The organism is Pantoea sp. X-Soil-MYKO-1289, from assembly GCF_059730625.1.
In genome coordinates, this window is sequence record NZ_AP036004.1 from 3,554,925 (window position 1) to 3,577,244 (window position 22,320).

Annotated in this window: 24 protein-coding genes and 1 tRNA gene; 12 read left to right on the plus strand and 13 right to left on the minus strand. The window is 59.9% G+C overall.

Going from position 1 to position 22,320, the window contains the following annotated elements:
• Positions 1–56: 56 nt before the first annotated feature.
• The 3 genes from zapG (at position 57) to degS (ending at position 3,100) form a co-directional block, all read left to right on the plus strand.
• A complete protein-coding gene (zapG, locus tag AC6I7Z_RS16945) occupies positions 57–458 on the plus strand; it encodes a Z-ring associated protein ZapG (RefSeq protein ID WP_033749631.1) in 402 nt (133 codons plus the stop codon).
• 110 nt (positions 459–568) lie between these two features.
• Positions 569–1,939 carry a serine endoprotease DegQ gene (degQ, locus tag AC6I7Z_RS16950; RefSeq protein WP_497815041.1) on the plus strand — a complete coding sequence of 457 codons (1,371 nt, stop codon included), beginning with the start codon at positions 569–571 and terminating at the stop codon, positions 1,937–1,939.
• A gap of 90 nt (positions 1,940–2,029) precedes the next feature.
• Positions 2,030–3,100: an outer membrane-stress sensor serine endopeptidase DegS gene (gene degS, locus AC6I7Z_RS16955; protein ID WP_497815042.1), complete on the plus strand. Its 1,071-nt coding sequence runs from the start codon at positions 2,030–2,032 to the stop codon at positions 3,098–3,100.
• A 77-nt stretch (positions 3,101–3,177) separates the two neighbouring features.
• Here degS and epmA read toward each other — a convergent pair whose 3' ends face one another.
• Positions 3,178–4,155, minus strand: a complete 978-nt coding sequence (gene epmA / locus AC6I7Z_RS16960; protein ID WP_497815043.1) for an elongation factor P--(R)-beta-lysine ligase — start codon at positions 4,153–4,155, stop codon at positions 3,178–3,180.
• Between the two features lie 133 nt (positions 4,156–4,288).
• On the opposite strand from epmA, the gene AC6I7Z_RS16965 reads away from it, so the two are divergent.
• Positions 4,289–4,813, plus strand: coding sequence for a lipocalin family protein (locus tag AC6I7Z_RS16965; protein ID WP_033749248.1), 525 nt, complete (start codon positions 4,289–4,291; stop codon positions 4,811–4,813).
• 33 nt (positions 4,814–4,846) lie between these two features.
• On the opposite strand, the gene AC6I7Z_RS16970 is transcribed toward AC6I7Z_RS16965, so the two are convergent.
• Positions 4,847–4,981 (minus strand): entericidin A/B family lipoprotein, encoded by a 135-nt coding sequence (locus AC6I7Z_RS16970; protein WP_033749247.1) that lies wholly within the window; start codon positions 4,979–4,981, stop codon positions 4,847–4,849.
• A gap of 219 nt (positions 4,982–5,200) precedes the next feature.
• Positions 5,201–5,767, minus strand: coding sequence for an elongation factor P (efp, locus tag AC6I7Z_RS16975; RefSeq protein ID WP_081137006.1), 567 nt, complete (start codon positions 5,765–5,767; stop codon positions 5,201–5,203).
• 41 nt (positions 5,768–5,808) lie between these two features.
• On the opposite strand from efp, the gene epmB reads away from it, so the two are divergent.
• Complete coding sequence (gene epmB, locus AC6I7Z_RS16980; RefSeq protein ID WP_497815044.1) at positions 5,809–6,837, plus strand: EF-P beta-lysylation protein EpmB; 1,029 nt, start codon at positions 5,809–5,811, stop codon at positions 6,835–6,837.
• Positions 6,838–6,910: 73 nt separating this feature from the next.
• On the opposite strand, the gene AC6I7Z_RS16985 is transcribed toward epmB, so the two are convergent.
• The 4 genes from AC6I7Z_RS16985 to AC6I7Z_RS17000 all read right to left on the minus strand — a co-directional run bounded on the left by AC6I7Z_RS16985 (position 6,911) and on the right by AC6I7Z_RS17000 (position 10,147).
• Positions 6,911–7,267, minus strand: coding sequence for a DUF4156 domain-containing protein (locus tag AC6I7Z_RS16985; RefSeq protein ID WP_033749244.1), 357 nt, complete (start codon positions 7,265–7,267; stop codon positions 6,911–6,913).
• A gap of 195 nt (positions 7,268–7,462) precedes the next feature.
• Entirely contained in the window at positions 7,463–9,112 is a 1,650-nt protein-coding gene (groL, locus tag AC6I7Z_RS16990; protein WP_048784690.1) for a chaperonin GroEL, read from the minus strand.
• Between the two features lie 45 nt (positions 9,113–9,157).
• Positions 9,158–9,451 carry a co-chaperone GroES gene (locus AC6I7Z_RS16995; protein ID WP_033749242.1) on the minus strand — a complete coding sequence of 98 codons (294 nt, stop codon included), beginning with the start codon at positions 9,449–9,451 and terminating at the stop codon, positions 9,158–9,160.
• Between the two features lie 237 nt (positions 9,452–9,688).
• A complete protein-coding gene (locus tag AC6I7Z_RS17000; RefSeq protein ID WP_033749241.1) occupies positions 9,689–10,147 on the minus strand; it encodes an FxsA family protein in 459 nt (152 codons plus the stop codon).
• A 347-nt stretch (positions 10,148–10,494) separates the two neighbouring features.
• Between AC6I7Z_RS17000 and aspA the strand changes: the two genes are divergently transcribed.
• From aspA to AC6I7Z_RS17035, 7 genes are all read left to right on the plus strand, one after another.
• Positions 10,495–11,931, plus strand: coding sequence for an aspartate ammonia-lyase (aspA, locus tag AC6I7Z_RS17005; protein WP_033793295.1), 1,437 nt, complete (start codon positions 10,495–10,497; stop codon positions 11,929–11,931).
• A gap of 102 nt (positions 11,932–12,033) precedes the next feature.
• A complete protein-coding gene (locus tag AC6I7Z_RS17010; protein ID WP_497815045.1) occupies positions 12,034–13,335 on the plus strand; it encodes an anaerobic C4-dicarboxylate transporter in 1,302 nt (433 codons plus the stop codon).
• Positions 13,336–13,410: 75 nt separating this feature from the next.
• Positions 13,411–13,725, plus strand: a complete 315-nt coding sequence (cutA, locus tag AC6I7Z_RS17015) for a divalent cation tolerance protein CutA (protein ID WP_497815046.1) — start codon at positions 13,411–13,413, stop codon at positions 13,723–13,725.
• Entirely contained in the window at positions 13,701–15,401 is a 1,701-nt protein-coding gene (locus tag AC6I7Z_RS17020; protein ID WP_497815047.1) for a protein-disulfide reductase DsbD, read from the plus strand. The genes cutA and AC6I7Z_RS17020 overlap by 25 nt, the downstream gene beginning before the upstream one ends.
• 53 nt (positions 15,402–15,454) lie before the next feature.
• Positions 15,455–16,036 carry a division control transcriptional repressor DicD gene (gene dicD / locus AC6I7Z_RS17025; RefSeq protein WP_497815048.1) on the plus strand — a complete coding sequence of 194 codons (582 nt, stop codon included), beginning with the start codon at positions 15,455–15,457 and terminating at the stop codon, positions 16,034–16,036.
• Positions 16,037–16,143: 107 nt separating this feature from the next.
• Positions 16,144–16,219, plus strand: a tRNA-Phe gene (locus AC6I7Z_RS17030).
• Positions 16,220–16,336: 117 nt separating this feature from the next.
• Positions 16,337–16,768: a MarR family winged helix-turn-helix transcriptional regulator gene (locus AC6I7Z_RS17035; RefSeq protein ID WP_497815049.1), complete on the plus strand. Its 432-nt coding sequence runs from the start codon at positions 16,337–16,339 to the stop codon at positions 16,766–16,768.
• Here AC6I7Z_RS17035 and AC6I7Z_RS17040 read toward each other — a convergent pair.
• The 6 genes from AC6I7Z_RS17040 to AC6I7Z_RS17065 form a co-directional block, all read right to left on the minus strand.
• Complete coding sequence (locus AC6I7Z_RS17040; protein ID WP_497815050.1) at positions 16,765–17,187, minus strand: ester cyclase; 423 nt, start codon at positions 17,185–17,187, stop codon at positions 16,765–16,767. The genes AC6I7Z_RS17035 and AC6I7Z_RS17040 overlap by 4 nt on opposite strands.
• A 63-nt stretch (positions 17,188–17,250) precedes the next feature.
• A complete protein-coding gene (gene argE, locus AC6I7Z_RS17045) occupies positions 17,251–18,402 on the minus strand; it encodes an acetylornithine deacetylase (RefSeq protein ID WP_497815051.1) in 1,152 nt (383 codons plus the stop codon).
• On the minus strand, positions 18,395–19,069 hold the full coding sequence (locus AC6I7Z_RS17050) for a DUF1028 domain-containing protein (RefSeq protein WP_497815052.1): 675 nt from the start codon (positions 19,067–19,069) through the stop codon (positions 18,395–18,397). Before AC6I7Z_RS17050 ends, argE begins: the two co-directional genes overlap by 8 nt.
• Positions 19,066–19,500 (minus strand): RidA family protein, encoded by a 435-nt coding sequence (locus AC6I7Z_RS17055; protein ID WP_081137166.1) that lies wholly within the window; start codon positions 19,498–19,500, stop codon positions 19,066–19,068. The genes AC6I7Z_RS17050 and AC6I7Z_RS17055 overlap by 4 nt, the downstream gene beginning before the upstream one ends.
• An 18-nt stretch (positions 19,501–19,518) precedes the next feature.
• Complete coding sequence (locus AC6I7Z_RS17060; protein ID WP_497815053.1) at positions 19,519–20,784, minus strand: flavin-containing monooxygenase; 1,266 nt, start codon at positions 20,782–20,784, stop codon at positions 19,519–19,521.
• Between the two features lie 145 nt (positions 20,785–20,929).
• The gene (locus AC6I7Z_RS17065) at positions 20,930–21,850 is read right to left on the minus strand and encodes a LysR substrate-binding domain-containing protein (RefSeq protein WP_497815054.1); all 921 of its coding nucleotides are present in this window, start codon (positions 21,848–21,850) and stop codon (positions 20,930–20,932) included.
• Between the last annotated feature and the right edge of the window lie 470 nt (positions 21,851–22,320).

Here is a 22,320-nt window from a genome sequence, read left to right on the forward strand (position 1 = left end):
ACTACTATTGAAATGGTGGATGCCCTACAAACAACGGAAATTACATGGGAGTCATTATGACCTGGGAATACGGGTTAATTGGTTTAGTAATTGGCATTATTGTCGGCGCGGTTGCCATGCGTTTCGGTAACAAAAAACTGCGCGAGCAGCGCAGCATGCAGTACGAGCTGGAGAAGTCTAAAGCAGAGCTGGCGGACTACCGCGAAGAGCTGACCAACCACTTCGCGCAGAGCGCCGAGCTGCTGGACAACATGGCGCGCGACTACCGCCAGCTCTATCAGCACATGGCGAAAGGATCGAACGATCTGCTGCCGAACCTGCCGGGCGAGAAAAACCCCTTCGCCTATCAGCTGACCGAAGCGGAAGCGGATAACGATCAGGCGCCGGTCCAGATCCCGCGTGACTACTCCGAAGGCGCTTCCGGCCTGCTGCGTGGCGAACGCGCCGCGCGCGACTAGTCTTATTGGGGCGTAACCCGGTTGCGCCCCGCATTTTTGCGAACCCAGACCCTGAATCAGCTGTCACATACGTTTACTCCCCCACTTTTCGCAGCGAGAGCGTTCTAGCAATGAAAAAACAAGCACGTCTGTTAAGCGCATTAGCCTTGAGTATCGGAATGAGCCTGGCCGCAACGCCTGCGGCGATGGCGACCTTGCCCGCGCAGATTCAGGGCCAGCCGTTACCCAGCCTGGCGCCGATGCTGGAAAAAGTGTTGCCGGCGGTGGTCAGCGTCCATGTTGAAGGCACGGAAACCGCCAGCCAGGCGCAGGATATTCCCGAGCCGTTGAAACGCTTCTTCGGCCAGGGGCCTGGCGGCGATCAGGCCCAGCCGTTCGAAGGCTTAGGCTCCGGCGTGATTATCGACGCCGCTAAGGGCTACATCCTGACCAATAACCACGTGGTCAACGGCGCGGACAAGATCAGCGTGCAGCTTGGCGACGGCAGCGAATATGACGCGAAGCTGATCGGCCATGACGAGCAGACCGATATCGCGCTGATTCAGGTCGAAGGCGCGAAGAACCTGACGCAGGTGAAAATCGCCGACTCCGATCAGCTAAAAGTGGGCGACTTCGCCGTGGCGATCGGCAACCCGTTCGGACTGGGTCAGACCGCGACCTCCGGCATAATCTCTGCACTGGGGCGCAGCGGGCTTAACCTCGAAGGGCTGGAGAACTTTATCCAGACCGACGCGGCGATTAACCGCGGCAACTCCGGCGGCGCGCTGGTTAATCTCAACGGCGAACTGATCGGCATCAACACCGCGATTCTGGCGTCGAGCGGCGGCAATATCGGCATCGGCTTCGCTATTCCCAGCGATATGGCGATGAACCTGGCGCAGCAGCTGATTAAATATGGCGAAGTGAAGCGCGGACAGCTCGGCATTAAAGGCACCGAAATGACGGCGGATATCGCCAAAGCCTTTAACGTTGATGCGCAGCGCGGCGCTTTTGTCTCTGAAGTGCTGCCACAGTCTGCGGCGCAGAAAGCGGGCGTGAAATCGGGCGATATTATCACCTCGATTAATGATAAGCCGATCACCAGCTTTGCCGAACTGCGCGTGAAAGTGGGCACCACCGCGCCGGGCGAGAAAGTGAAGCTCGGTCTGCTGCGCGACGGCAAGCCGATGTCGGTCGAGGTGACGCTGGAGCAGAGCGCACAGAGCACCGCCAGCGCGCAGCTGATGTCGCCGGCGCTGCAGGGCGCGACGCTGAGCGACGGCGCGACCAAATCGGGCGACAAGGGCGTGAAGATCGACAGCATCGATAAAGGCACGGCGGCTGAGCAGGTCGGCCTGCAGAAAGATGACGTGATTGTCGGCGTCAACCGCACGCGCGTCACCAGCCTGGCTGAAATGCGCAAAGTGCTGGAAGGCAAACCGCCGGTGCTGGCGCTGAACGTGGTGCGCGGCGACGAGTCAATCTACCTGCTGCTGCGTTAATCCCTCTGACAGGCGAACAACACAAGCGTGTTTGTTCGCCTTTCTCGTGCTATCCTGCCCTGCGATCTCCCCCTGGCGTAAGTTAACACCATGTTTCCTAAACTTTTGCGTTCAGTGGTGTTGGGCCTGATTGTCGCAGGCATTTTGCTTGCGGCGCTGCCTGCACTGCGTATGGGCGGCACCAGCGCCCTTCTCAACCGTGACGACGACAGCGACGACCAGACGCCTTTCAGCTTTAACGCTGGCGTCCGCCGCGCCGTGCCTGCCGTGGTCAACGTCTATAATCGCAGCGCCCACGGCGGCAATAATAATCGCGGCATCACCACGCTCGGTTCCGGCGTGATCATGAACGCCAAAGGCTATATCCTGACCAACAAGCACGTGATCAATAACGCCGATCAGATTATCGTCGCGCTGCAGGATGGCCGCTTCTTTGAGGCCAACCTGGTCGGCTCCGACGCCATGACCGATTTGGCGGTGCTGAAGATCACCGCCTCCAGCCTGCCGGTGATCCCGATTAACCCGCACCGCGTGCCGCATATCGGCGACGTGGTGATGGCGATCGGCAATCCTTATAACCTCGGGCAAACCGTTACGCAGGGCATTATCAGCGCCACGGGCCGTGTCGGCCTGAGCTCATCCGGACGCCAGAACTTCCTGCAGACCGACGCATCCATCAACCAGGGCAATTCCGGCGGCGCGCTGATTAACTCGCTGGGCGAGCTGATGGGCATCAATACCCTGACCTTTGATAAAAGCAACGACGGCGAGACGCCGGAAGGCATTGGCTTCGCTATCCCTACCGCGCTGGCGAGCAAGATTATGGATAAGCTGATCCGCGACGGCCGCGTTATCCGCGGCTATATCGGCATCACCGGGCGCGAGCTGCCTGCGCTGCACAATCAGGGCAGCGGCATCGATCATGTTCAGGGCATTATCGTCAGCGTGGTGACGCCAGACGGACCGGCGGATAAAGCGGGCATTCAGGTGAATGACGTACTGCTGAGCGTGAACGGCAAACCCGCCGTCTCCGCGCAGGAGACGATGGATCAGGTGGCGGAGATCCGTCCAGGCTCAGTGATTAAAGTCGACGTGCTGCGCAACGATCGGAAGCTGACGCTGCCGGTGACCATTCAGGAGTTTCCCGACAGCGGGAATTAACCGAACGTCTTTCCGGCCGCACCGGCATTAAAACGCAGGTAGCGGGAACCGAAGAGCAAAGCGTCCCGCTATCTTGTTTAGCTGCGATCCACCGGAAACGCGATCACCTCGCTCAGCGAATCCGCCTTCAGCGCCAGCATAATCAAACGATCCACGCCCAGCGCCACGCCGGAACAGGCGGGCATGCCGTGCGCCAGCGCATCCAGCAGATAGGTATCGACCGGATGCTGCGGCAGCCCGCGCGCCGCGCGCCGCCGGTTATCCTGCTCGAAGCGCTGACGCTGCTCGCGGCTGTCGGTCAGCTCGCGGAAGCCGTTCGCCAGCTCCACGCCTTTGTAATACACCTCGAAACGCTCCGCGACGCGGTGATCTTCCGTGCTGATCTCGGCCAGCGCCGCCTGGCTGGCGGGGAAATGGTAAACGAAGGTCGGCTTATCGATGCCGATCTTCGGCTCCACGCCCAGCATAAACAGCAGCATCAGCAGGGTATCGCGATCCTCTTCGCGGTTCGCCAGTTCGCCCTCGCCCAGCTTCTCCGCCGCTTCGCGCAGCTGCGCTTTATCCGCCGACAGCGGATCGAGATCGAGATGGCGAATAAACGCCTGCTGGTAGGAGAGCGATTCAGCGCTGTCGCACTCCAGCACCTGCTGCAGCAGATCGTCCACCTCGTTCATCAGGCGGTACATATCGTAGTGCGGGCGATACCACTCCAGCATGGTGAATTCGGGATTATGGTGACGTCCCGCCTCTTCGTTGCGGAAGCAGCGACCCATCTGATAGATGGGTCCGCTGCCCGCCGCCAGCAGGCGCTTCATATGGTATTCCGGGCTGGTCATCAGCCAGAGATCGCGCCCCTGCGTCGCGCCGGGACCGACAAAACGCGTCTGAAAGGGCACCAGATGGATATCGGTGACGGTTGCCTGGCTCATCGCCGGCGTATCCACTTCCAGCACGCCGCGATCGGCAAAGAAACGTCGGATTTCCGCGAGGATAGCCGCACGTTTCAACAAATTGGCAATGGGTGCGCTCGGCTGCCAGCTTGCCGCTTCGCTCATGTTGATGACTCCTTATAAAATAAGGGGTGGAAGTCTACCTGCATTGCCCGCGGCAGACAATCAGCCGTCCGAAGCCAGAGAAAAATCGCAGCGGCAACTATACTTAATCTGTTCAAGCAAAAAGGAATCGTATATGTCTCCATGGAAAACCTTCATCGCAGGCCTTGGCTCAATGCTGTCAGTAGCCTGCTCCACCACGCCGCCGAAAAACGTTACCGTCGTCGAAGGGTTCGACAGCCAGCGCTATCTCGGCACCTGGTATGAAATCGCGCGCCTCGATCACCGCTTCGAGCGCGGTCTGGAACAGGTTACGGCGACCTATAGCCCGCGCGACGACGGCGGCCTCAAGGTCATTAACCGCGGCTACAAGCCGCAGAAACAGAAATGGCAGGAGAGCGTAGGCAAGGCGTACTTCACCGGCGACCCGCAGCGCGCCGCGCTAAAAGTCTCTTTCTTCGGCCCCTTCTACGGCGGCTACAATGTTATCGCGCTGGATAAGGATTACCGCTATGCGCTGGTATGCGGTCCGAATCGTCACTATCTGTGGATATTATCCCGCACGCCGCAGCTGGATGAGGGCGTGAAGCAGAAGCTGGTGGAACAGGCGCGGCAGGCTGGTTTCCCGGTCGAGGATCTGATTTGGGTGAAGCAGAAATAACCGGTACGACAGAATCGTACCGGCTTGAAGATATTACTGCGCAGTACGCTGAATAGCCTGGCCGCCCGCTTCTACGTCCTCGCCGACACCACGCGTGGTGTTACAGGCGGACAGCAGAGAAGAGAGCACCAGCACTGAGAAAATCGCAACAATACTTTTCTTTAACATGGCAATATCCTTTTTGTGGTTGCAGTCAAGTACAGCGCTTTAAGCATAGACCGCTTATGGCCAAACGTACTGAAACGCACAGAAAAAAGGTTATTGTCTGGGACTATTTCGCCGCACGCGAGATAGCGCGCCAGGGGGGAAACATCTTCGCCGCAGCCATGAAAGGTATTACAGGCGCGATGAGATGAAAAAGGCGCATCCCGGGATGCGCCTTCGCACTTATTTTACGCGTGAAACGTATTCGCCGGAGCGGGTATCGACTTTAACCACTTCGCCGATCTGAACGAACAGCGGCACTTTAACCACGGCGCCGGTCGCCAGTTTTGCAGGCTTGCCGCCGGTGCCGGCGGTATCGCCTTTCAGGCCCGGATCGGTTTCAATCACTTCCGATTCGATAAAGTTCGGCGCCTGAACCGCGATCGCTTTGTTGTTCCACAGAGTGACGATACACTCTGCGTTGTCCTGCAGCCATTTCTGCACGTCTTCCAGCACTTTGGACTCAACCTGATACTGTTCAAAGGTTTCCGGGTGCATAAAGTAGAAGAAGTCGCCGTCGTTGTAAGAGTACTGCAGCGTCATATCAACAACGTCCGCGCCTTCAGCTGAGTCGGTAGACTTGAAGGTTTTCTCAACGCGCGTGCCGGTCAGCAGACGACGCATTTTTACGCGTGCGAATGCCTGGCCTTTACCTGGTTTAACGAACTCACTGGATTCGATGGCGTAAGGCTCGCCTTCGAACATGATTTTAAGACCGGAACGAAAATCGTTGCTAAGATAAGTCGCCATAAAGGCCCTCTGTAAATATTGAACTGGTAATAGCCAAAAAAATGGCACACATTGTAACCCTAAAAACCCCTTCCAGAGAAGATTGGTTGCAGCAACTTGCTGATGTTGTCACCGAACCTGATGAATTACTGCGACTTTTAGGCCTTGAACACCGTGCGGAACTGGCCGCTGGCCGCGACGCCCGCCAGCTTTTCGCGCTGCGCGTGCCGCGCGCCTTTATCGCGCGCATGAAGCCGGGCGACGCGCAGGATCCCCTGCTGCTGCAGGTGCTTACCCAGCGCGAGGAGTTTATCCAGGCGCCAGGCTACAGCGCCGATCCGCTCGACGAGCAGAGCAGCGTGGTGCCGGGCCTACTGCATAAGTACAGAAACCGCGCGCTGCTGCTGGTCAAAGGCGGCTGCGCGGTCAACTGTCGCTACTGCTTCCGCCGTCACTTTCCCTATCAGGATAACCCCGGCAACAAGCGCAGCTGGCAAACGGCTATCGACTATATCGCCGCCCATCCCGAACTGGACGAAATCATCTTTTCCGGCGGCGATCCGTTAATGGCGAAGGATCATGAACTGGCGTGGCTCATTGACGCGCTGGCGCAGATCCCCCACCTGAAACGACTGCGTATCCACAGCCGCCTGCCGGTGGTGATTCCGGCGCGCATTACAGACGAACTGTGCCGGATGCTGGCGGAAACGCGCCTGCAGGTATTGATGGTGACCCATATCAACCATGCGCAGGAGATCGACGCCTCGCTGGCGGCCGCGATGCAGCAGCTGAAGCGCGCCGGCGTTACCTTGCTAAATCAGAGCGTGCTGCTGCGCGGCGTCAATAACCACGCCCAGGCGCTCGCCGATCTCAGCAACGCGCTGTTCGACGCCGGCATTCTGCCCTACTACCTGCACGTGCTGGATAAGGTGCAGGGCGCGGCGCACTTTTACGTCTCCGATGAAGAGGCGCGCGCGCTGGTGCGCACGCTGCTGACGCTGGTGTCCGGCTATATGGTGCCGAAGCTGGCGCGAGAGATTGGCGGCGAGCCGAGTAAAACGCCGCTCGACCTGCAGCTGCGCCAGGAGTAGCAAGCCAACAGCCCGCCCACAAAAATTAACGGCCGGTAAAAACCGGCCGTTATCAACAGGATGGCGAAGACGATCAGGCTTTCGCCGGGCATTTATAGACCTGCCCGTTCATTTTGCTGTCCAGAGGCGCGAAAGCGGACCACAGGTTTTGCGTCGGGCTGGTCGCGCCGTAAATCACATTGCCGCCCATTTCCGCCGCGCGGTTGCGCAGATCGTTGGCCGCGCCGCGCAGCGAGCTGCCCTCGCCGCCGGAACCGCTCAGCCAGTTACTCTGTGAACCGGTGACATTGCCCAGAAGCTGACAGTCGCTGCCCGGTTGTTGATCGGTGAAGGTGACACGTTCGCCGCCAGCGCTCAGCTGATGAGAGCTGCTGCATCCCGCCAGCAACAAAGTACCGACCGCCAGTCCGAGCAAGAGGTTAATCCGCATTGTAATCCCCATTTATTATCATCAGTATCGGGCGGCAGCGTAGCAGAAAAGTATCTCTTTTTTCTGAACATTCATTGCCCTGAACCCGCAAAGCCGAAGTATTGCGCCCTTACTTATACCCTTTTCATCCGCAAAAGAAAAACCCCCGACCGTTTCCGATCGGGGGTTTTTCAGAGAGCAAAAGCGTCAGGGCAATTACATCATGCCGCCCATTCCGCCCATGCCACCCATGCCGCCAGCGCCAGCACCTAAATCAGGCGCGTCACCTTTCGGCAGGTCGGTCACCATGCACTCGGTAGTGATCATCAGACCAGCAACAGAGGCCGCGTACTGCAGCGCAGAACGGGTCACTTTGGTTGGGTCCAGGATACCGAAGTCGATCATGTTGCCGTATTCTTCAGTCTGAGCGTTGTAACCGTAGTTACCGTCGCCCGCTTTCACGTTGTTAGCGACAACAGACGGCTCTTCGCCGGCGTTAGAAACGATCTGACGCAGCGGCGCTTCCATTGCGCGCAGCGCAACTTTGATACCGACGTTTTGATCTTCGTTCTGACCACGCAGATCGGCCAGCTGTGCCGCAACGCGAACCAGCGCGACGCCGCCGCCAGCTACCACGCCTTCTTCTACCGCAGCACGGGTGGCGTGCAGGGCATCTTCAACGCGGGCTTTCTTCTCTTTCATTTCAACTTCAGTTGCCGCGCCCACTTTCAGAACGGCCACGCCGCCTGCCAGTTTCGCTACGCGCTCCTGCAGTTTTTCTTTGTCGTAGTCAGAGGTCGCTTCTTCGATCTGCTGACGAATCTGGGTCACACGGCCCTGAATCGTCGCCTCTTCACCCACACCGTCGATGATGGTGGTGGTGTCTTTGTTGATCACAACGCGTTTAGCCTGGCCCAGATCTTCCAGCGCTGCTTTTTCCAGCTCCATACCGATCTCTTCAGAGATCACGGTACCGCCAGTCAGGATAGCGATATCCTGCAGCATCGCTTTACGACGGTCGCCGAAGCCCGGCGCTTTCACCGCAGCGACTTTCACGATGCCGCGCATGGTGTTAACCACCAGCGTCGCCAGCGCTTCGCCTTCAACGTCTTCAGCGACGATCAGCAGCGGTTTGCCTGCTTTAGCAACGGCTTCCAGCACCGGCAGCATTTCGCGGATGTTGGAGATTTTCTTGTCAGCCAGCAGGATGAACGGTGATTCCAGTTCAACTGCGCCGGTTTCCGGCTTGTTGATGAAGTACGGAGAGAGGTAGCCGCGGTCGAACTGCATACCTTCAACTACGTCCAGCTCGTCCTGCAGACCGGTGCCTTCTTCAACGGTGATAACGCCTTCTTTACCCACTTTTTCCATCGCCTGGGCGATCAGGGTGCCGACGCTCTCATCGGAGTTGGCGGAAATGGTGCCGACCTGGGCGATAGCTTTAGAGTCTGAGCAAGGAACAGACAGCGCTTTCAGCTGCTCAACCGCCGCGATAACGGCCTGGTCGATACCGCGCTTCAGATCCATCGGGTTCATACCCGCTGCCACAGCTTTCAGGCCTTCGGTGATGATAGACTGCGCCAGTACGGTTGCAGTGGTGGTGCCGTCGCCTGCAGCGTCGTTCGCTTTAGAGGCCACTTCTTTCACCATCTGCGCGCCCATGTTTTCGAACTTGTCTTCCAGTTCGATCTCACGCGCTACGGACACGCCATCTTTAGTGATGGTCGGTGCACCAAAAGATTTATCCAGAACCACGTTACGGCCTTTCGGGCCCAGGGTAACTTTTACTGCATCTGCCAGTACGTTCACGCCGCGCAGCATTTTTACGCGAGCGTCATTACCGAATTTTACGTCTTTAGCTGCCATTTCAATTGTCCCTTAAATTCGTTTCGTTCAGTGAGTTCCGCGTAATTACGCTTCAACAATCGCCAGAATGTCGCTTTCAGAGATGATCAGCACTTCTTCGTTGTCGATCTTTTCGGTTTTCGCGCCGTAGCCTTCGCTAAAGATCACCAGATCGCCAACTTTAACGTCCAGCGGCTTCACTTCACCATTTTCCAGGATGCGACCATTGCCCACGGCCAGAACTTCGCCACGGGTTGATTTGCCTGCTGCAGAGCCGGTCAGAACGATGCCGCCAGCAGATTTAGCTTCAACTTCTTTACGCTTGACGATAACGCGATCGTGCAACGGACGAATTTTCATTAGATAGCTCTCCTTTGAGAAGTCCAATCATTCAGTTTTTGGGTTGAACGCCGGGCTGCATGGCTTCCGGCCTCGTGGTGCAAGAGATAGGGTCGGTTAAAATGGCTTTCAAGGGGCGCGAAGACAATTTTTTTACCTGGCGATGACAACTGCCCATTTTTTGCGCGAAAGGGCCGCTTTCGCCTCGGCCATAAAAAAAGCGCGACGCTCAGGTCACGCTTCTCTTCGGCGCCGCGCTTAGCGATCGTGGCGATCGTCGTGGCCGATGCGATCGCTATCCTTGCGCTCATACTCCCCATCTACGGTAAATCCGCTGTCCGGGCCGGCGCCTGGCCCGCGCCAGACGCGCAGGTGCGGCATCAGCTTCAGGGTCAGATGTTTTTGCACCGGCGGCAGCAACAGCAGCAGGCCGAGGAAGTCGGTAAAGAAGCCGGGCAGCAGCAGCAAAAAGCCCGCGATGATCAGCGATACGCTTTTAATCATCTCTTCGGCCGGGCTCTCGTTGCGCGCCAGCTTCTCCTGCATCAGCATAAAGTTTTTCATGCCCTGGTTTTTCACCAGCGACACGCCGATCGCCGAGGTGAAAATCACCAGCAGCATGGTCAGCAATACGCCCAGCGCGTGAGCCACCTGAATAAACAGGGTGATCTCAATCCAGGCGAGCGCAAAAATAATGATTAACGGTAACCAGCGCACCGTATTCTCCTTTTAGTCGGGCTGCTCTGCGTCGGGCAGGCAGCGGAAAACGCCCTATTAGACGGCATAGCCATGAGATGGGCCTGCCGCAACGCTAATTCAACCGCTGTTTTCAAATATTTACAGTGGGGTTAAATTTGTGCGCAATCTCACATATCGCGGTTATTGCAGCGATAATTGATGCATGGATACGTATCCAGACTCGCGCTTTAGCCCGGCGGCAGCATATGATCGTGCGCGCCGGTGACGAGGCGGATACACTGTCGGCTCCGGCTTTCCACGACAAATCAACACATCACCTGTGATGGATGGCGCCAGCGCAAGCGGCCAATAACAAGAAGGTTATCATGGCGAACAACATTCGTATCGAAGAAGACCTGCTAGGCATGCGTGAAGTCCCCGCCGATGCCTACTACGGCGTTCATACTCTGCGTGCGATTGAAAATTTCCGTATCAGCAACAGTAAAATCAGCGACATTCCCGAATTCGTCCGCGGCATGGTGATGGTGAAAAAAGCCGCCGCGCTCGCCAATAAAGAGCTGCAAACCATTCCGCGTAATATCGCCAATACGATTATTCAGGCCTGCGACGAGGTGCTGAACAACGGTAAGTGCATGGATCAGTTTCCGGTCGACGTCTATCAGGGCGGCGCCGGCACCTCGGTGAATATGAATACCAACGAAGTGCTGGCCAATATCGGGCTGGAGCTGATGGGGCATCAGAAAGGCGAATACCAGTTCCTCAACCCGAACGATCACGTCAATAAATGCCAGTCCACCAACGACGCCTACCCTACCGGCTTCCGTATTGCGGTCTACAGCTCGATCCTGAAGCTGCTGGACGCGATCAAAGAGCTGGGCGAAGGCTTTGAGCGCAAGGCGGCGGAGTTCGAAACCATTCTCAAGATGGGCCGCACCCAGCTGCAGGACGCGGTGCCGATGACGCTCGGCCAGGAGTTCCACGCTTTCCACGTGCTGCTGAACGAAGAGACGCGCAGCATTCTGCGCACCGCCGAGCTGCTGCTGGAGGTGAACCTGGGCGCCACGGCGATCGGCACGCGCCTTAACACGCCGGACGGCTATCAGCAGCTGGCGGTTCAGCGTCTCGCCGAGGTGAGCAACCTGCCGGTGGTGCCGGCGGAAGATCTGATCGAAGCGACCTCCGACTGCGGCGCCTACGTGATGGTGCACTCGTCGCTGAAGCGCCTGGCGGTGAAGCTATCGAAAATCTGCAACGACCTGCGCCTGCTCTCTTCCGGCCCGCGCGCGGGCCTCAACGAGATCAATCTGCCGGAGCTGCAGGCAGGTTCCTCGATTATGCCCGCCAAGGTTAATCCGGTGGTGCCCGAGGTGGTAAACCAGGTCTGCTTCAAGGTGATCGGCAACGACACCACCTTAACCATGGCGGCGGAGGCGGGTCAGCTGCAGCTCAACGTGATGGAGCCGGTGATCGGCCAGGCGCTGTTCGAGTCGATCAGCATCCTGACCAACGCCTGCTACAACCTGCTGGAAAAATGCGTTAACGGCATCACCGCCAACAAAGCGGTGTGCGAAGCCTACGTTTTCAACTCTATCGGCATCGTGACCTACCTCAACCCGTATATTGGCCATCACAACGGCGATATCGTCGGCAAGATTTGCGCGGAGACCGGTAAAAGCGTGCGCGAGGTGGTGCTGGAGCGCGGCCTGCTGACCGAAAGCGAGCTGGACGATATCTTCTCGGTGCAGAACCTGATGTACCCGGTCTACAAGGCGCGTCGCTACACTGACGAAAACGAACAGTAGGTCAATTTTCACAATGATAAAAAAGGCGCGCCGCGATCAACACGGCGCGCCTTTTTATTTGGTACATAACCGGCTCTTTTTCTCACTCTGATGAGGTGACGAATGATCGTCGTTGAATTAGCGATCGTCCTGCTGGCGATCTGGTTGGGCGCGCGTCTGGGGGGTATCGGCATCGGATTCGCGGGCGGACTGGGCGTGCTGGCGCTGACGCTGGTCTGCGGGCTGAAGCCCGGCGCCATCCCCTTTGACGTGATCGAAATTATTATGGCGGTGATCGCCGCGATCGCCGCGATGCAGGTCGCGGGCGGCATGGATTATCTGGTCAGCCTGGCGGAGCGGCTGCTGCGGCGCCATCCGCGCTACGTCACGCTGCTGGCGCCGCTGGTGACCTATATGATGACGCTGCTGGCGGGCACAGGTCATACCGCCTTCTCGACGCTGCCGGTGATTGCCGAGGTGGCGAAAGAGCAAGGCGTACGTCCGTCGCGTCCGCTCTCTATCGCCGTGGTCGCCTCGCAGATCGCCATCACCGCCTCGCCGCTCTCCGCCGCGGTGGTATTCTTCGCTTCGCTGCTTGAGCCGCGCGGCGTCGGCTATATCGCCCTGCTGGCTGTCGCCATTCCCTCGACGATGATCGGTCTGTTTCTCGCCGCGCTGGTCACCAACTTCCTCGGCAAAGAGCTGCATGAAGATGAGGTCTATCAGGCGCGTCTCGCCAAAGGCGAGGTGAAACTGCGCGGGGCGAGCCGCTATAAAGAGAAGCCCGGCGCCAGACGGTCGGTGCTGCTGTTTCTGATCGGCATCGCCGCCGTGGTGCTCTACGCCACCGCTATCAGCGACGGCGTAGGCCTGATTGCCGATCCGCCGCTGCCGCGCAACGAAGCGATTGTGGTGTTTATGCTGACCATCGCCACGCTGATCTCGCTGAGCTGCAAAATCGACACCAGCGCCATCCTTAGCGCCAGCACCTTCAAATCAGGCATGAGCGCCTGCGTCTGCGTGATGGGCGTCGCCTGGCTTGGCGACACCTTTGTTAAAGCGCATATCGGCGAGATCCAGCAGCTGGCGGGCGATTTGCTGCAGCAGGCGCCCTGGCTGCTGGCGGTGGCGCTGTTTTTCGCCTCGATGCTGCTCTATTCGCAGGCAGCCACCGCTAAAGCGCTAATGCCCGCCGCGCTGTTGCTGGGCGTCTCGCCGCATACCGCCATCGCCTCCTTCGCCGCCGTTTCCGCGCTGTTCGTGCTGCCGACCTATCCGACGCTGCTGGCCGCGGTGGAAATGGACGACACCGGCTCGACACGCATCGGCAAATATGTCTTTAACCACGCCTTTATCGTGCCGGGCGTGCTGGCGATCGCGCTGTCGGTGCTGTTCGGCTTTTTGATTGGCGGCCTGGTGCTGTAGCGCGGTTACAACCGGTAAAGCCTGAGGCGCGGCGAGCGTGCTATCATCCTCGCTTTCCGCAACAGGAGCCACGCGATGAACGCCGTTGTGATTCTTTGTACCGCGCCCGATGAGGCCTGCGCGCAAAGGCTCGCCGCCCTGGCGCTGGAGGCGAAGCTCGCCGCCTGCGTCACGCTGCTGCCCGGCGCCACGTCGCTTTATGTGTGGCAGGGCAAACTAGAGCAGGCCAGCGAAGTGCAGCTGCTGTTAAAAAGCAGTACGTCGCATCAGCAGGCGCTGATGGATCTGCTGAAGCGCGAACATCCCTTTGAGGTGCCCGAACTGCTGGCGCTTCCGGTTCAACATGGAGACAGTGAATACTTGTCATGGCTGCACGCATCTCTTGCCTGATTGCCTTTGCGCTGGCGCTGTTTATCACGCTGCCAGCGCAGGCCTCAATTTTTTCCCCTCACGCGAACAGTCGCTTCGTCCCTGTGGATCAGGCGTTTGCCTTTGATTTCAGCCAGCAAGGCCATCAGCTGACGCTCAGCTGGAAGGTCAAAGAGGGCTACTACCTTTATCGCCAGCAGATCCATATCAGCGCGCAGCAGGCGCAGATGGCGCCGGTAACGCTGCCGCCAGGGGAACCGCATGAGGATGAGTTCTACGGTAAAAGCGAAATCTATCCGCAGGATCTGAGCGTGCCGGTTCAGCTGCGGCAGGCTGCGTCAGGCGCCACGCTTAGCGTGACCTATCAGGGCTGCGCGGCGGCGGGCTTCTGCTATCCGCCAGAGACGCGTACCATCCCGTTAAGCGCGGTGGCCGCCGACGCGACGCCGCCAGCGGTCAGCGCCCAGCCCGCGCCAGCCGCGCCGCTGCCCTTCTCGCCGCTCTGGGCATTGCTGATCGGCATCGGCGTCGCTTTTACCCCCTGCGTGCTGCCGATGTATCCGCTGATCGCCGGGATTATCCTCGGCGGCCAGCGCAGCGGCTCTTTGCTGCGCCTGTTTAGCCTCGCCTTGGTCTACGTGCTGGGCATGGCGCTCACCTACACGCTGCTGGGCGTGGTGGTCGCGGCGGCGGGCCTGCGCTTTCAGGCGGCGCTGCAGCATCCTTATGTGCTGATCGGTTTGTCGCTGATCTTCACTCTGCTGGCGCTGTCGATGTTCGGCCTGTTCCAGCTGCAGCTTCCCGCCAGCGTCCAGACGCGACTGACATTATGGAGCAACCGCCAGCAGGGCGGCTCGCTGCCCGGTGTTTTCCTGATGGGCGCGCTGGCGGGCTTGATCTGCTCGCCCTGCACCACCGCGCCGCTCAGCGCCATTCTGCTCTACATCGCCCAGAGCGGTAATCTGTGGGCTGGCGCCGGCACGCTGTGGCTCTACGCCATGGGCATGGGCCTGCCGCTGATTGTGGTCACCCTGTTCGGCAACCGCCTGCTGCCGAAAAGCGGGCCATGGATGCAGACGGTTAAGCAGGGTTTCGGCTTTGTTATCCTTGCGCTGCCGGTCTTTTTGCTGGAGCGCGTGCTGGGCGAAGTATGGGGAATGCGGCTCTGGAGCGCGTTGGGCGTCGCCTGTTTCGCCTGGGCCTTTTGCAGCAGTCTGCGCGGCCAGGGCGGCAAATGGCGTCTGGTGCAGATAGCGATGCTGGCGGCAGCGCTCATCAGCGCGCGCCCCTTGCAGGAATGGGTCTGGGGCGCGCCCGCCGCGTCGCAGGCGGCGGCGCAGCTGCCCTTTCAGCGTATCGCCTCCGCGCCGCAGCTGGACGAGGCGCTGCGGCAGGCCAATGGCCGCGTCACTATGGTCGATCTTTACGCCGACTGGTGCGTAGCCTGCAAAGAGTTCGAAAAATATACCTTTAGCGATCCGGGCGTGCGTGAGGCGCTGAGCCGTTACCAGCTGTTGCAGGCTAACGTCACCGCGAATAACGCCACGGATAACGCCCTGTTGCAGCATCTTCAGGTGCTCGGCCTGCCGACCATTCTGTTTTTCGATGCGCAGGGCCGCGAGATCCCCGGCTCGCGCGTGACGGGCTTCCTTAACGCAGAGGATTTCCGCACGCATTTGCAGAATCGGGCGCGTTGAACGACACTGGAGTCCCCCGCCTCAGGCGGACGCGTACAGAGAGGAGACGTCATTTGCAGCGTGAACAGGTACTCGAGCATGCGTTGAATGTGCTCGAAAAAAATGGACTGGCGGCGACGACGTCATTACTACCGCAGCTGGCTGCCCACTGCGACATGACGCTGACGCAGCTGGAAGCGCTCTGGCCCGACAGCGACGCCATGCTTTACGATGCGCTGCGCTATCACGGCCAGCAGATCGACTGCTGGCGGCGCCAGGTACTGCTCAATGACCAGCTCGACGGCGAGCAGAAGCTGCTGGCGCGCTATCAGGTGCTGAGCGAGCAGGTGCAGAAAGGCCGCTATCCCGGCTGTTTGTTTATCGCCGCCTGCAGCTTCTATCCGCAGCCGGATCAGCCGGTGCATCAGATTGCCGAGCAGCAGAAACAGGCTTCCTGGCACTTTACCCATAGCATTCTGGTGGAGCTGGGGCTGGATAACCCGACGATGGTGGCGGACCAGCTGGAGCTGATCCTTGAAGGCTGTCTCAGCAAGCTGCTGGTGAAGCGTAATGCACAGGATGTCGCCACGGCGAAACGGCTGGCGGAGGATGTGCTGCGTATCGCGCTGTGCCGCGCCAACGGCGCGCTGGCCTAGGGTTTTGCCGCTTCTGACTGAAAAGCAGGCAATCAGTCACGTTTTCCCGCTTTTTTACTGGAAAGACGTTGACGCGAAGCGGCCATTACGGTTTAATGCGCCCCGTTGCCCGAATAGCTCAGTCGGTAGAGCAGGGGATTGAAAATCCCCGTGTCCCTGGTTCGATTCCGGGTTCGGGCACCACAAATTAAAGAACCCAGCCTATGGCTGGGTTTTTGCTTTTGTGCGCCTGTTTTCCTTTATTGCTCAGCGCTTCCCCGGCAAGATACCCGCTCGCACTACGCCGCTCAGGAGATCGCCATGCCTTCCCCACAAGACGAAAGTACACTTCAGCTCGCCGAAGCGCTGCGCCGTTCGGTCAGCACCTTTGTCCGTCAGGTGCGCGTAGCTACGTCGACCCCACGCACCTCGCAGCTGGAGACGCTGGAGCTGCTGGAAACCCACGGCGCCGTCACCATTGCCGAGCTGGCGCGGCTGCGCGGCGTCAAACATCAGAGTATGCGGCTAGTGATCCAGGAGCTGGAGAACCAGGGCTATATCAGCCGCCAGCCCGACGCGCAGGATGCCCGCGCGCAGCATATCGCGCTGACCGAAACGGCTCGCGCCGTGCTGCGCGACGCGCGCGAACAGCGCGCCCGCTGGATCGCCGATTTGTTAACGGAAAAGCTAGATGCGCCGTCGCGCGACGACCTGCTAAAAGGCATTGCCGCGCTAAACAAGCTGGTGGATTAGGCGCGCTGACTCGCCTCACGCAGCTGCATCACCACCGCCGCCAGACTATTCATTCCCCAGTGCGCGCGATATTGCCCCTCGGCGATCTGCACCATATCCATGACCTGAATGGTGACCGGCAGCCCGGTCGCCGCCACGCCCATCAGCGCGCCGGTATGCAGGCCGGTGATGATTTTTCGCGTGGTGACCCAATCCCGCTCCGCCACCTGCTCTTCTATCTCGACCCGCAGTGAAGAGAACGCCGGACGCAGCAGGGCGTTAAAGGTGTGCCACAGGCTCTCGCGGTCGCGCGGCGCGCCCGGCGGCGCGGAGTGGTTGATAAAATCCAGCGCCACCAGCGCCTCGAACGCGGCGCGATCGCCCGCCACGATCACCTGCTGATTAAAACGACGCACCACCGCTTTGTTGCTTTCACTCATTGCTACGCCTCCGATATATACAGTTTAACTGTATATATCACAGAGGCGCGTGCGGCGCGAGGCTTAACCGGCGCGCATCCAGTCGCAGAGATTGCCCAGCATCTGCATACAGCGCGCCAGCTGGTCGACGGTGACGAACTCATCCGCCTTATGTCCTTGCGCCATACTGCCCGGCCCGCACACCAGCGTCGCAATGCCGATCTCGTCGAACAGGCCGCCTTCGGTGCCAAAGGCGACGGTGGCAAAGCGGTCGTTGCCGCTCCACTGCGCCAGCCAGCAGGCGAAGTCGCCCTGCGGATCGGTCAGCAGGCCAGGATAGGCGCCCAGTGGCTGGAACGTCACGCCGCTCTCCGGCGCCTGCGCCTGCATGGCGGGCAATAGCTGGTCACGGGCGAAGACGGCGATGCTTTCCAGCACCGCCCCGGCATCGGCGTCTGGCAGCGTGCGCAGCTCAAAATCGAACTGACAATCCTGCGGTACGATATTCAGCGCCGCGCCGCCCTGAATAGTACCGACCTGCAGGGTGCTGAACGGCGGATCGAAGCGCGCATCCCGCGTCTGCCGCAGCGAGGCGCCGACGCGGCTGATATGGCCGATCAGCGCCGCCGCCTGTTCGATGGCGTTGACGCCTTCTGGCGCGTAGGCGGAGTGGCAGGCGCGGCCGCGCACCTGACAGCGCATCGCCACTTTGCCCTTATGGCCGTAAACCGGCGCCATCTCGGTGGGTTCGCCGATAATGCAGAGCGCCGGCTTCTGCGGCGACGCCTGAAGGCGCGCAACCAGCGAGCGCACGCCCAGGCAGCCGACCTCTTCGTCGTAGGAGAACGCCAGATGCAGCGGCAGGCGCAGCGGTTCGGCCAGGAAGCGATCCAGCGACGCCAGCACGCAGGCGATAAAGCCTTTCATATCGGCGCTGCCGCGGCCGTAGCAGCGCCCGTCGCGCTCGGTCAGGGCAAAAGGCGGCACCGTCCAGCGCTGCCCGTCAACCGGCACCACGTCGGTGTGGCCCGACAGCAGCACGCCGCCGTCGCCTGCGGGCCCCAGCCGCGCATAGAGGTTGGCTTTCGTGCCGCCTTCGTCATACAACAGCTCAGCCGCCACGCCGCGCTGCGCCAGAAAGTCGCGAATAAAGCCGATCAGCGCCAGATTCGACTCGCGGCTGGTGGTGTCGAAGGCGAGCAGCGCCGCCAGCGTCTCGCGCAGCGCGCTATTCATCGCCCGGCACGCCGTAGCTCGGCGCGTCGCGCGGGTCGAGCGCGCGCGTCACGTAGGCCTCCATCTGCGGTTCATAGGCGAGCCACAGGCGCGACAACGCGTCGACCGGATCGGCGTCGACCCAGTCGACGCGCAGATCCACCAGCGGCCAGGTATAGTCGTCTACCACCTTTACCGCGGCGGAGTGCACCGGCCCAGCCTCGCCGCCGCGCGCAATGCCCGCCTGCAGCGCCGCGATCAGGCGGCTGGTCAGCTCGCCGGACGAGGCGTCAAACGCCGACACCATCGCCTCGATCACCGCTTTATCCGCCAGCATATTGCCCGCCGCAACGCAGTTCTCACCCTGCGCCACATGCCAGACGCCCAGGGTTTTGCTGCCGCTGAAGTGCGCCATCTCGCCGGCAGAGTCAATCACCGTCACCTGGCGGTAGTCGCTAAAGCGATCCTCCGCCAGTGCCAGCTTCAGCGCCTGCTGCGCCGATACCCCTGCTTCCAGCTGCGCCAGGATCTGCTGGCCCAGCGCGGGCAGCGTAATGTTCTGGCTGGACACCGCGCCCGTGCCCGCCTGCAGCCAGGGGCAGCGCGCGCCGACCGCGATGCTGGAAGAGCTGATGGCGATGCCGAGCTGTCCGCTCTCCGGGCAGCGCGCGCTAATCGACAGCGTCATAGCGCCTCCTTGCCGTGCCAGCTATCCGGGATCACCGCGATCACGTCAATCTCCATCAGCCACTGCGGCTGCGCCAGCGCCGACACCACCAGCCCGGTGGAGATGGGGAACACCCCTTTCAGCCATTTGCCCACTTCCAGATAGACCGGCTCGCGGTAGCGCGGATCGGTGATATAGGTGGTAGTTTTGACGATGTGCGACAGGTCGCTGCCCGCCTCTTCCAGCAGCTGTTTGACGTTCTTCATCGCCTGCTCTGCCTGCAGGCCTGGCTCGCCCAGTCCGACCAGCTTGCCGTCAAAGTCGGTGCCGACCTGGCCGCGCACGTAAACGGTGTTGCCTGCGCGCACTGCCTGGCAGAGGTCGTTGTCGAGCGCCTGATTGGGATAGGTTTCTTTGGTGTTGAACATGCGAATACGGGTATGGGTGGGCATCATTGCTCTCCTGCTCGGTTAAAGGGGCGACGCGGTCGGGTAGTGCTGATACTGGCGCTGAATCGCGATCTGGTCGGCGATATATTTCGCGTCGTGCCATACGCCCCAGATAAAGGTAGAGCCGCGACGGGAGAGCCAGGGCAGTCCGAGAAAGTAGACGCCCGGCTCGCTGGAAACGCCGCGGTGGTGCTGCGGTTTGCCTTTCGCATCAAAGGCGTCAACCTTCAGCCAGCGGTAATCCGCCACGTAGCCGGTCGCCCAGATAATGCTGCTAATGCCAGCGCTGGCGAGATTCAGCTCGCTGAGCGGATGCGCGACGCAGTCGGGATCGGGCAGAAAGCGCCGCGCCTCCGGCTCTTCTGGCAGGTCGAGGCCATTGCGGGCGATATAGGCATCGGCCGCGTCGAGCAGCGCCAGATAGCTGGCGTCGCCGCGCGCGATGTTATGTGCCAGATCGGGCTGAAACCGCACCGTTTCACCGTCAAACGTCTCGGTCATGCCGACCAGATTGACGCCCTGATGCGCCAGCGCGCGGAAATCCACGGTATGGCCGCCGCGCGCGCCGCTCACCGCGATGGTGACGTGCTCTTTGCCCGGCTGGCTCGCCGCCGCGTCCCACATACCCAGCACGCCCAGCCACCAGCAGAAATCGCGGTTGCGATAGGCGCGCGGCGGCCGCTCGTGCGGGCCGACCGACAGGTAAACCGTTTTGCCGGCGCGCTGCAGCTCATCGGCGATCTGCACGCCGGAGGATCCGGCGCCGATCACCAGCACGCCGCCCTCCGGCAGCTGCTGCGGATTACGGTAGTCGGCGGAGTGGATCTGCGTCAGGCGTTCGCTGCGCGGCGCGATGGCCGGGATCACCGGCTTCTGGAAGGGGCCGGTAGCCGCCACGATGCGCTGCGCTTCAATCACCCCCTCTGAGGTGTGCACGGTGAATCCCGCGCGCCCGCTGTTGCGCGTCACGCTCAGCACCTCGACGCCGGTGCGGATCGGCGCATGAAACTTTTCCGCATAGGCGACGAAGTAGTCCGCCACCTGCTCTTTGCCGACAAAGCTGTCGGGCGCGCACGCCGGAAACGCCATGCCGGGAAAGCGGTCGTGCCAGGCGGGGCCGTTAGCCACCAGCGAATCCCAGCGCCCGCTGCGCCAGGCTTCGGCGATGCGGTTTTTCTCCAGCACCAGGTGCGGCACGTCGAGCCGGCTCAGATGTTCGCTCATCGCGACCCCCGCCTGCCCGGCGCCGATCACCAGGGTATCAATGTCTGTTTTTATCTCTGTCATGTCCGCGTCCTTCAACCAGCCGCTGGCCGATATATTCACCATGGGGAAGGTTTCCAAGACTATTTGAGCCAACAGAGAGGGTAAAATATTATAAAGCTAACGACTGAATAGGAATTTATTAGGCTGCACGCCATGGCAGAAAAAATTATTGCATCGCCGGCATCGGGAAGAGTTCGGCGCGACGGCAATAATCCATAAATAATTGCGCCGGCCGGGTTGGCTCATTATTTTGCAGCCAGGCCATAATCAGCGTCGAGTCCGCCATCTCATCTTCAATCTCAAGATGAATTAATTGCTGTCCATCGTAAGTAATATCGGAGCAGGGACGCGTCACCAGCACGGAAAAGCCTAATCCCTGGCCTACCATACAGCGCACCATTTCAATTGAGGGCGAACTGTAGGCGACCTCCGGGTGATAGCCCCGCTCTTTAAAGATGCGGATAAAGTAGTTTTTGCTCGGGATAGCATCCAGCAGGATCATCGGTTCGCGGCTCAGCTGCTGTAGCGTCACCGTCGCCTGACGCGCCAGCGGATGCGCGGCGGGTAGCAGCGCGTAGGGCCGGTGCGGCGCGTTCAGCGGCTCTTTTTTGATCGAGTGGTCGAGGTCGAGATCGTAGAGAAACGCCAGGTCGAAGCGCCCGCGATGCAGCCCGTGCATCAGCTCATGCTGCTCGCCGTCATACAGCTCGATAGTGATATCGGGATAGATTTTTTTAAAGCCGGCGATCAGCTTCGGCAGATAGAGCGGCGCGGCCGACTCGAAGCAGCCGACGGCGATGGTGCCGGAAACCAGCTGATGCTCGGCGCGCGAGTTCTGCTCAAACTCATAGGAAAGCCGCAGCAGATCGCGCGCCTTTTCGTAAAAGCGGCGGCCGCCCGGCGTCAGGGAGACGCCCTGCGCGTGATGGCGGATAAACAGCTGCTGGTCGAAGGTGTCTTCCAGATTTTTAATGGCGATGGAGATAGAGGGCTGCGCGATATGCAGCTGGCGCGACGCTTCGGCGATGCTCTCTGTTTCGACCACCGTGACGAAATACTTAAGCTGTTTCAGCGTGAATCGCATCATAAAAACCTTACTTATCTCTTTTAGCGCGCTCGACTGGCGCGCTTTTTTACAGGTCATCTGTTGCTGCAAGGGCCATGCCACTCCTGCGCCCTGTTAACGCGCAGCCTGTCGCCGTACGGCGCAGATGACAACATTCGCTTTGTTGCTGATAGATCAACGGCTGAATAAATTTAATTTGTTAGCGAAAAGGTTTTATTTTTTACGCTGCATCATTTTGGCACAGGGCTGCTCTTTAAAAGAGCAAATGAGCGGCAAGATAAATGGCACCGTCCTGAAACGGTCTCTCTTTTTAAATTAATCAGCGCCGCGCACCATTCCCCCGTTTTTTTTGGCTGGATAGTTTTTTTAAAGTCTGAAGGCAACATTTTACTAATTGCCTCAAATTAGCGGCTGCCGCCATAGTGTCAATAACCGACAGCGGCGAATTCCTCTTTCTGAAATTCGCGTTTATTTAAGCGAGTGAAATGCCT

Bases quoted from the DNA above. Each gene is read 5' to 3' on its own strand.
- zapG (WP_033749631.1), top strand. From the start codon at position 57: ATGACCTGGGAATACGGGTTAATTGGTTTAGTAATTGGCATTATTGTC.
- degQ (WP_497815041.1), top strand. From the start codon at position 569: ATGAAAAAACAAGCACGTCTGTTAAGCGCATTAGCCTTGAGTATCGGA.
- degS (WP_497815042.1), top strand. From the start codon at position 2,030: ATGTTTCCTAAACTTTTGCGTTCAGTGGTGTTGGGCCTGATTGTCGCA.
- epmA (WP_497815043.1), bottom strand. From the start codon at position 4,155: ATGAGCGAAGCGGCAAGCTGGCAGCCGAGCGCACCCATTGCCAATTTG.
- AC6I7Z_RS16965 (WP_033749248.1), top strand. From the start codon at position 4,289: ATGTCTCCATGGAAAACCTTCATCGCAGGCCTTGGCTCAATGCTGTCA.
- AC6I7Z_RS16970 (WP_033749247.1), bottom strand. From the start codon at position 4,981: ATGTTAAAGAAAAGTATTGTTGCGATTTTCTCAGTGCTGGTGCTCTCT.
- efp (WP_081137006.1), bottom strand. From the start codon at position 5,767: ATGGCGACTTATCTTAGCAACGATTTTCGTTCCGGTCTTAAAATCATG.
- epmB (WP_497815044.1), top strand. From the start codon at position 5,809: ATGGCACACATTGTAACCCTAAAAACCCCTTCCAGAGAAGATTGGTTG.
- AC6I7Z_RS16985 (WP_033749244.1), bottom strand. From the start codon at position 7,267: ATGCGGATTAACCTCTTGCTCGGACTGGCGGTCGGTACTTTGTTGCTG.
- groL (WP_048784690.1), bottom strand. From the start codon at position 9,112: ATGGCAGCTAAAGACGTAAAATTCGGTAATGACGCTCGCGTAAAAATG.
- AC6I7Z_RS16995 (WP_033749242.1), bottom strand. From the start codon at position 9,451: ATGAAAATTCGTCCGTTGCACGATCGCGTTATCGTCAAGCGTAAAGAA.
- aspA (WP_033793295.1), top strand. From the start codon at position 10,495: ATGGCGAACAACATTCGTATCGAAGAAGACCTGCTAGGCATGCGTGAA.
- AC6I7Z_RS17010 (WP_497815045.1), top strand. From the start codon at position 12,034: ATGATCGTCGTTGAATTAGCGATCGTCCTGCTGGCGATCTGGTTGGGC.
- cutA (WP_497815046.1), top strand. From the start codon at position 13,411: ATGAACGCCGTTGTGATTCTTTGTACCGCGCCCGATGAGGCCTGCGCG.
- AC6I7Z_RS17020 (WP_497815047.1), top strand. From the start codon at position 13,701: ATGGCTGCACGCATCTCTTGCCTGATTGCCTTTGCGCTGGCGCTGTTT.
- AC6I7Z_RS17035 (WP_497815049.1), top strand. From the start codon at position 16,337: ATGCCTTCCCCACAAGACGAAAGTACACTTCAGCTCGCCGAAGCGCTG.
- AC6I7Z_RS17040 (WP_497815050.1), bottom strand. From the start codon at position 17,187: ATGAGTGAAAGCAACAAAGCGGTGGTGCGTCGTTTTAATCAGCAGGTG.
- argE (WP_497815051.1), bottom strand. From the start codon at position 18,402: ATGAATAGCGCGCTGCGCGAGACGCTGGCGGCGCTGCTCGCCTTCGAC.
- AC6I7Z_RS17050 (WP_497815052.1), bottom strand. From the start codon at position 19,069: ATGACGCTGTCGATTAGCGCGCGCTGCCCGGAGAGCGGACAGCTCGGC.
- AC6I7Z_RS17055 (WP_081137166.1), bottom strand. From the start codon at position 19,500: ATGCCCACCCATACCCGTATTCGCATGTTCAACACCAAAGAAACCTAT.
- AC6I7Z_RS17060 (WP_497815053.1), bottom strand. From the start codon at position 20,784: ATGACAGAGATAAAAACAGACATTGATACCCTGGTGATCGGCGCCGGG.
- AC6I7Z_RS17065 (WP_497815054.1), bottom strand. From the start codon at position 21,850: ATGATGCGATTCACGCTGAAACAGCTTAAGTATTTCGTCACGGTGGTC.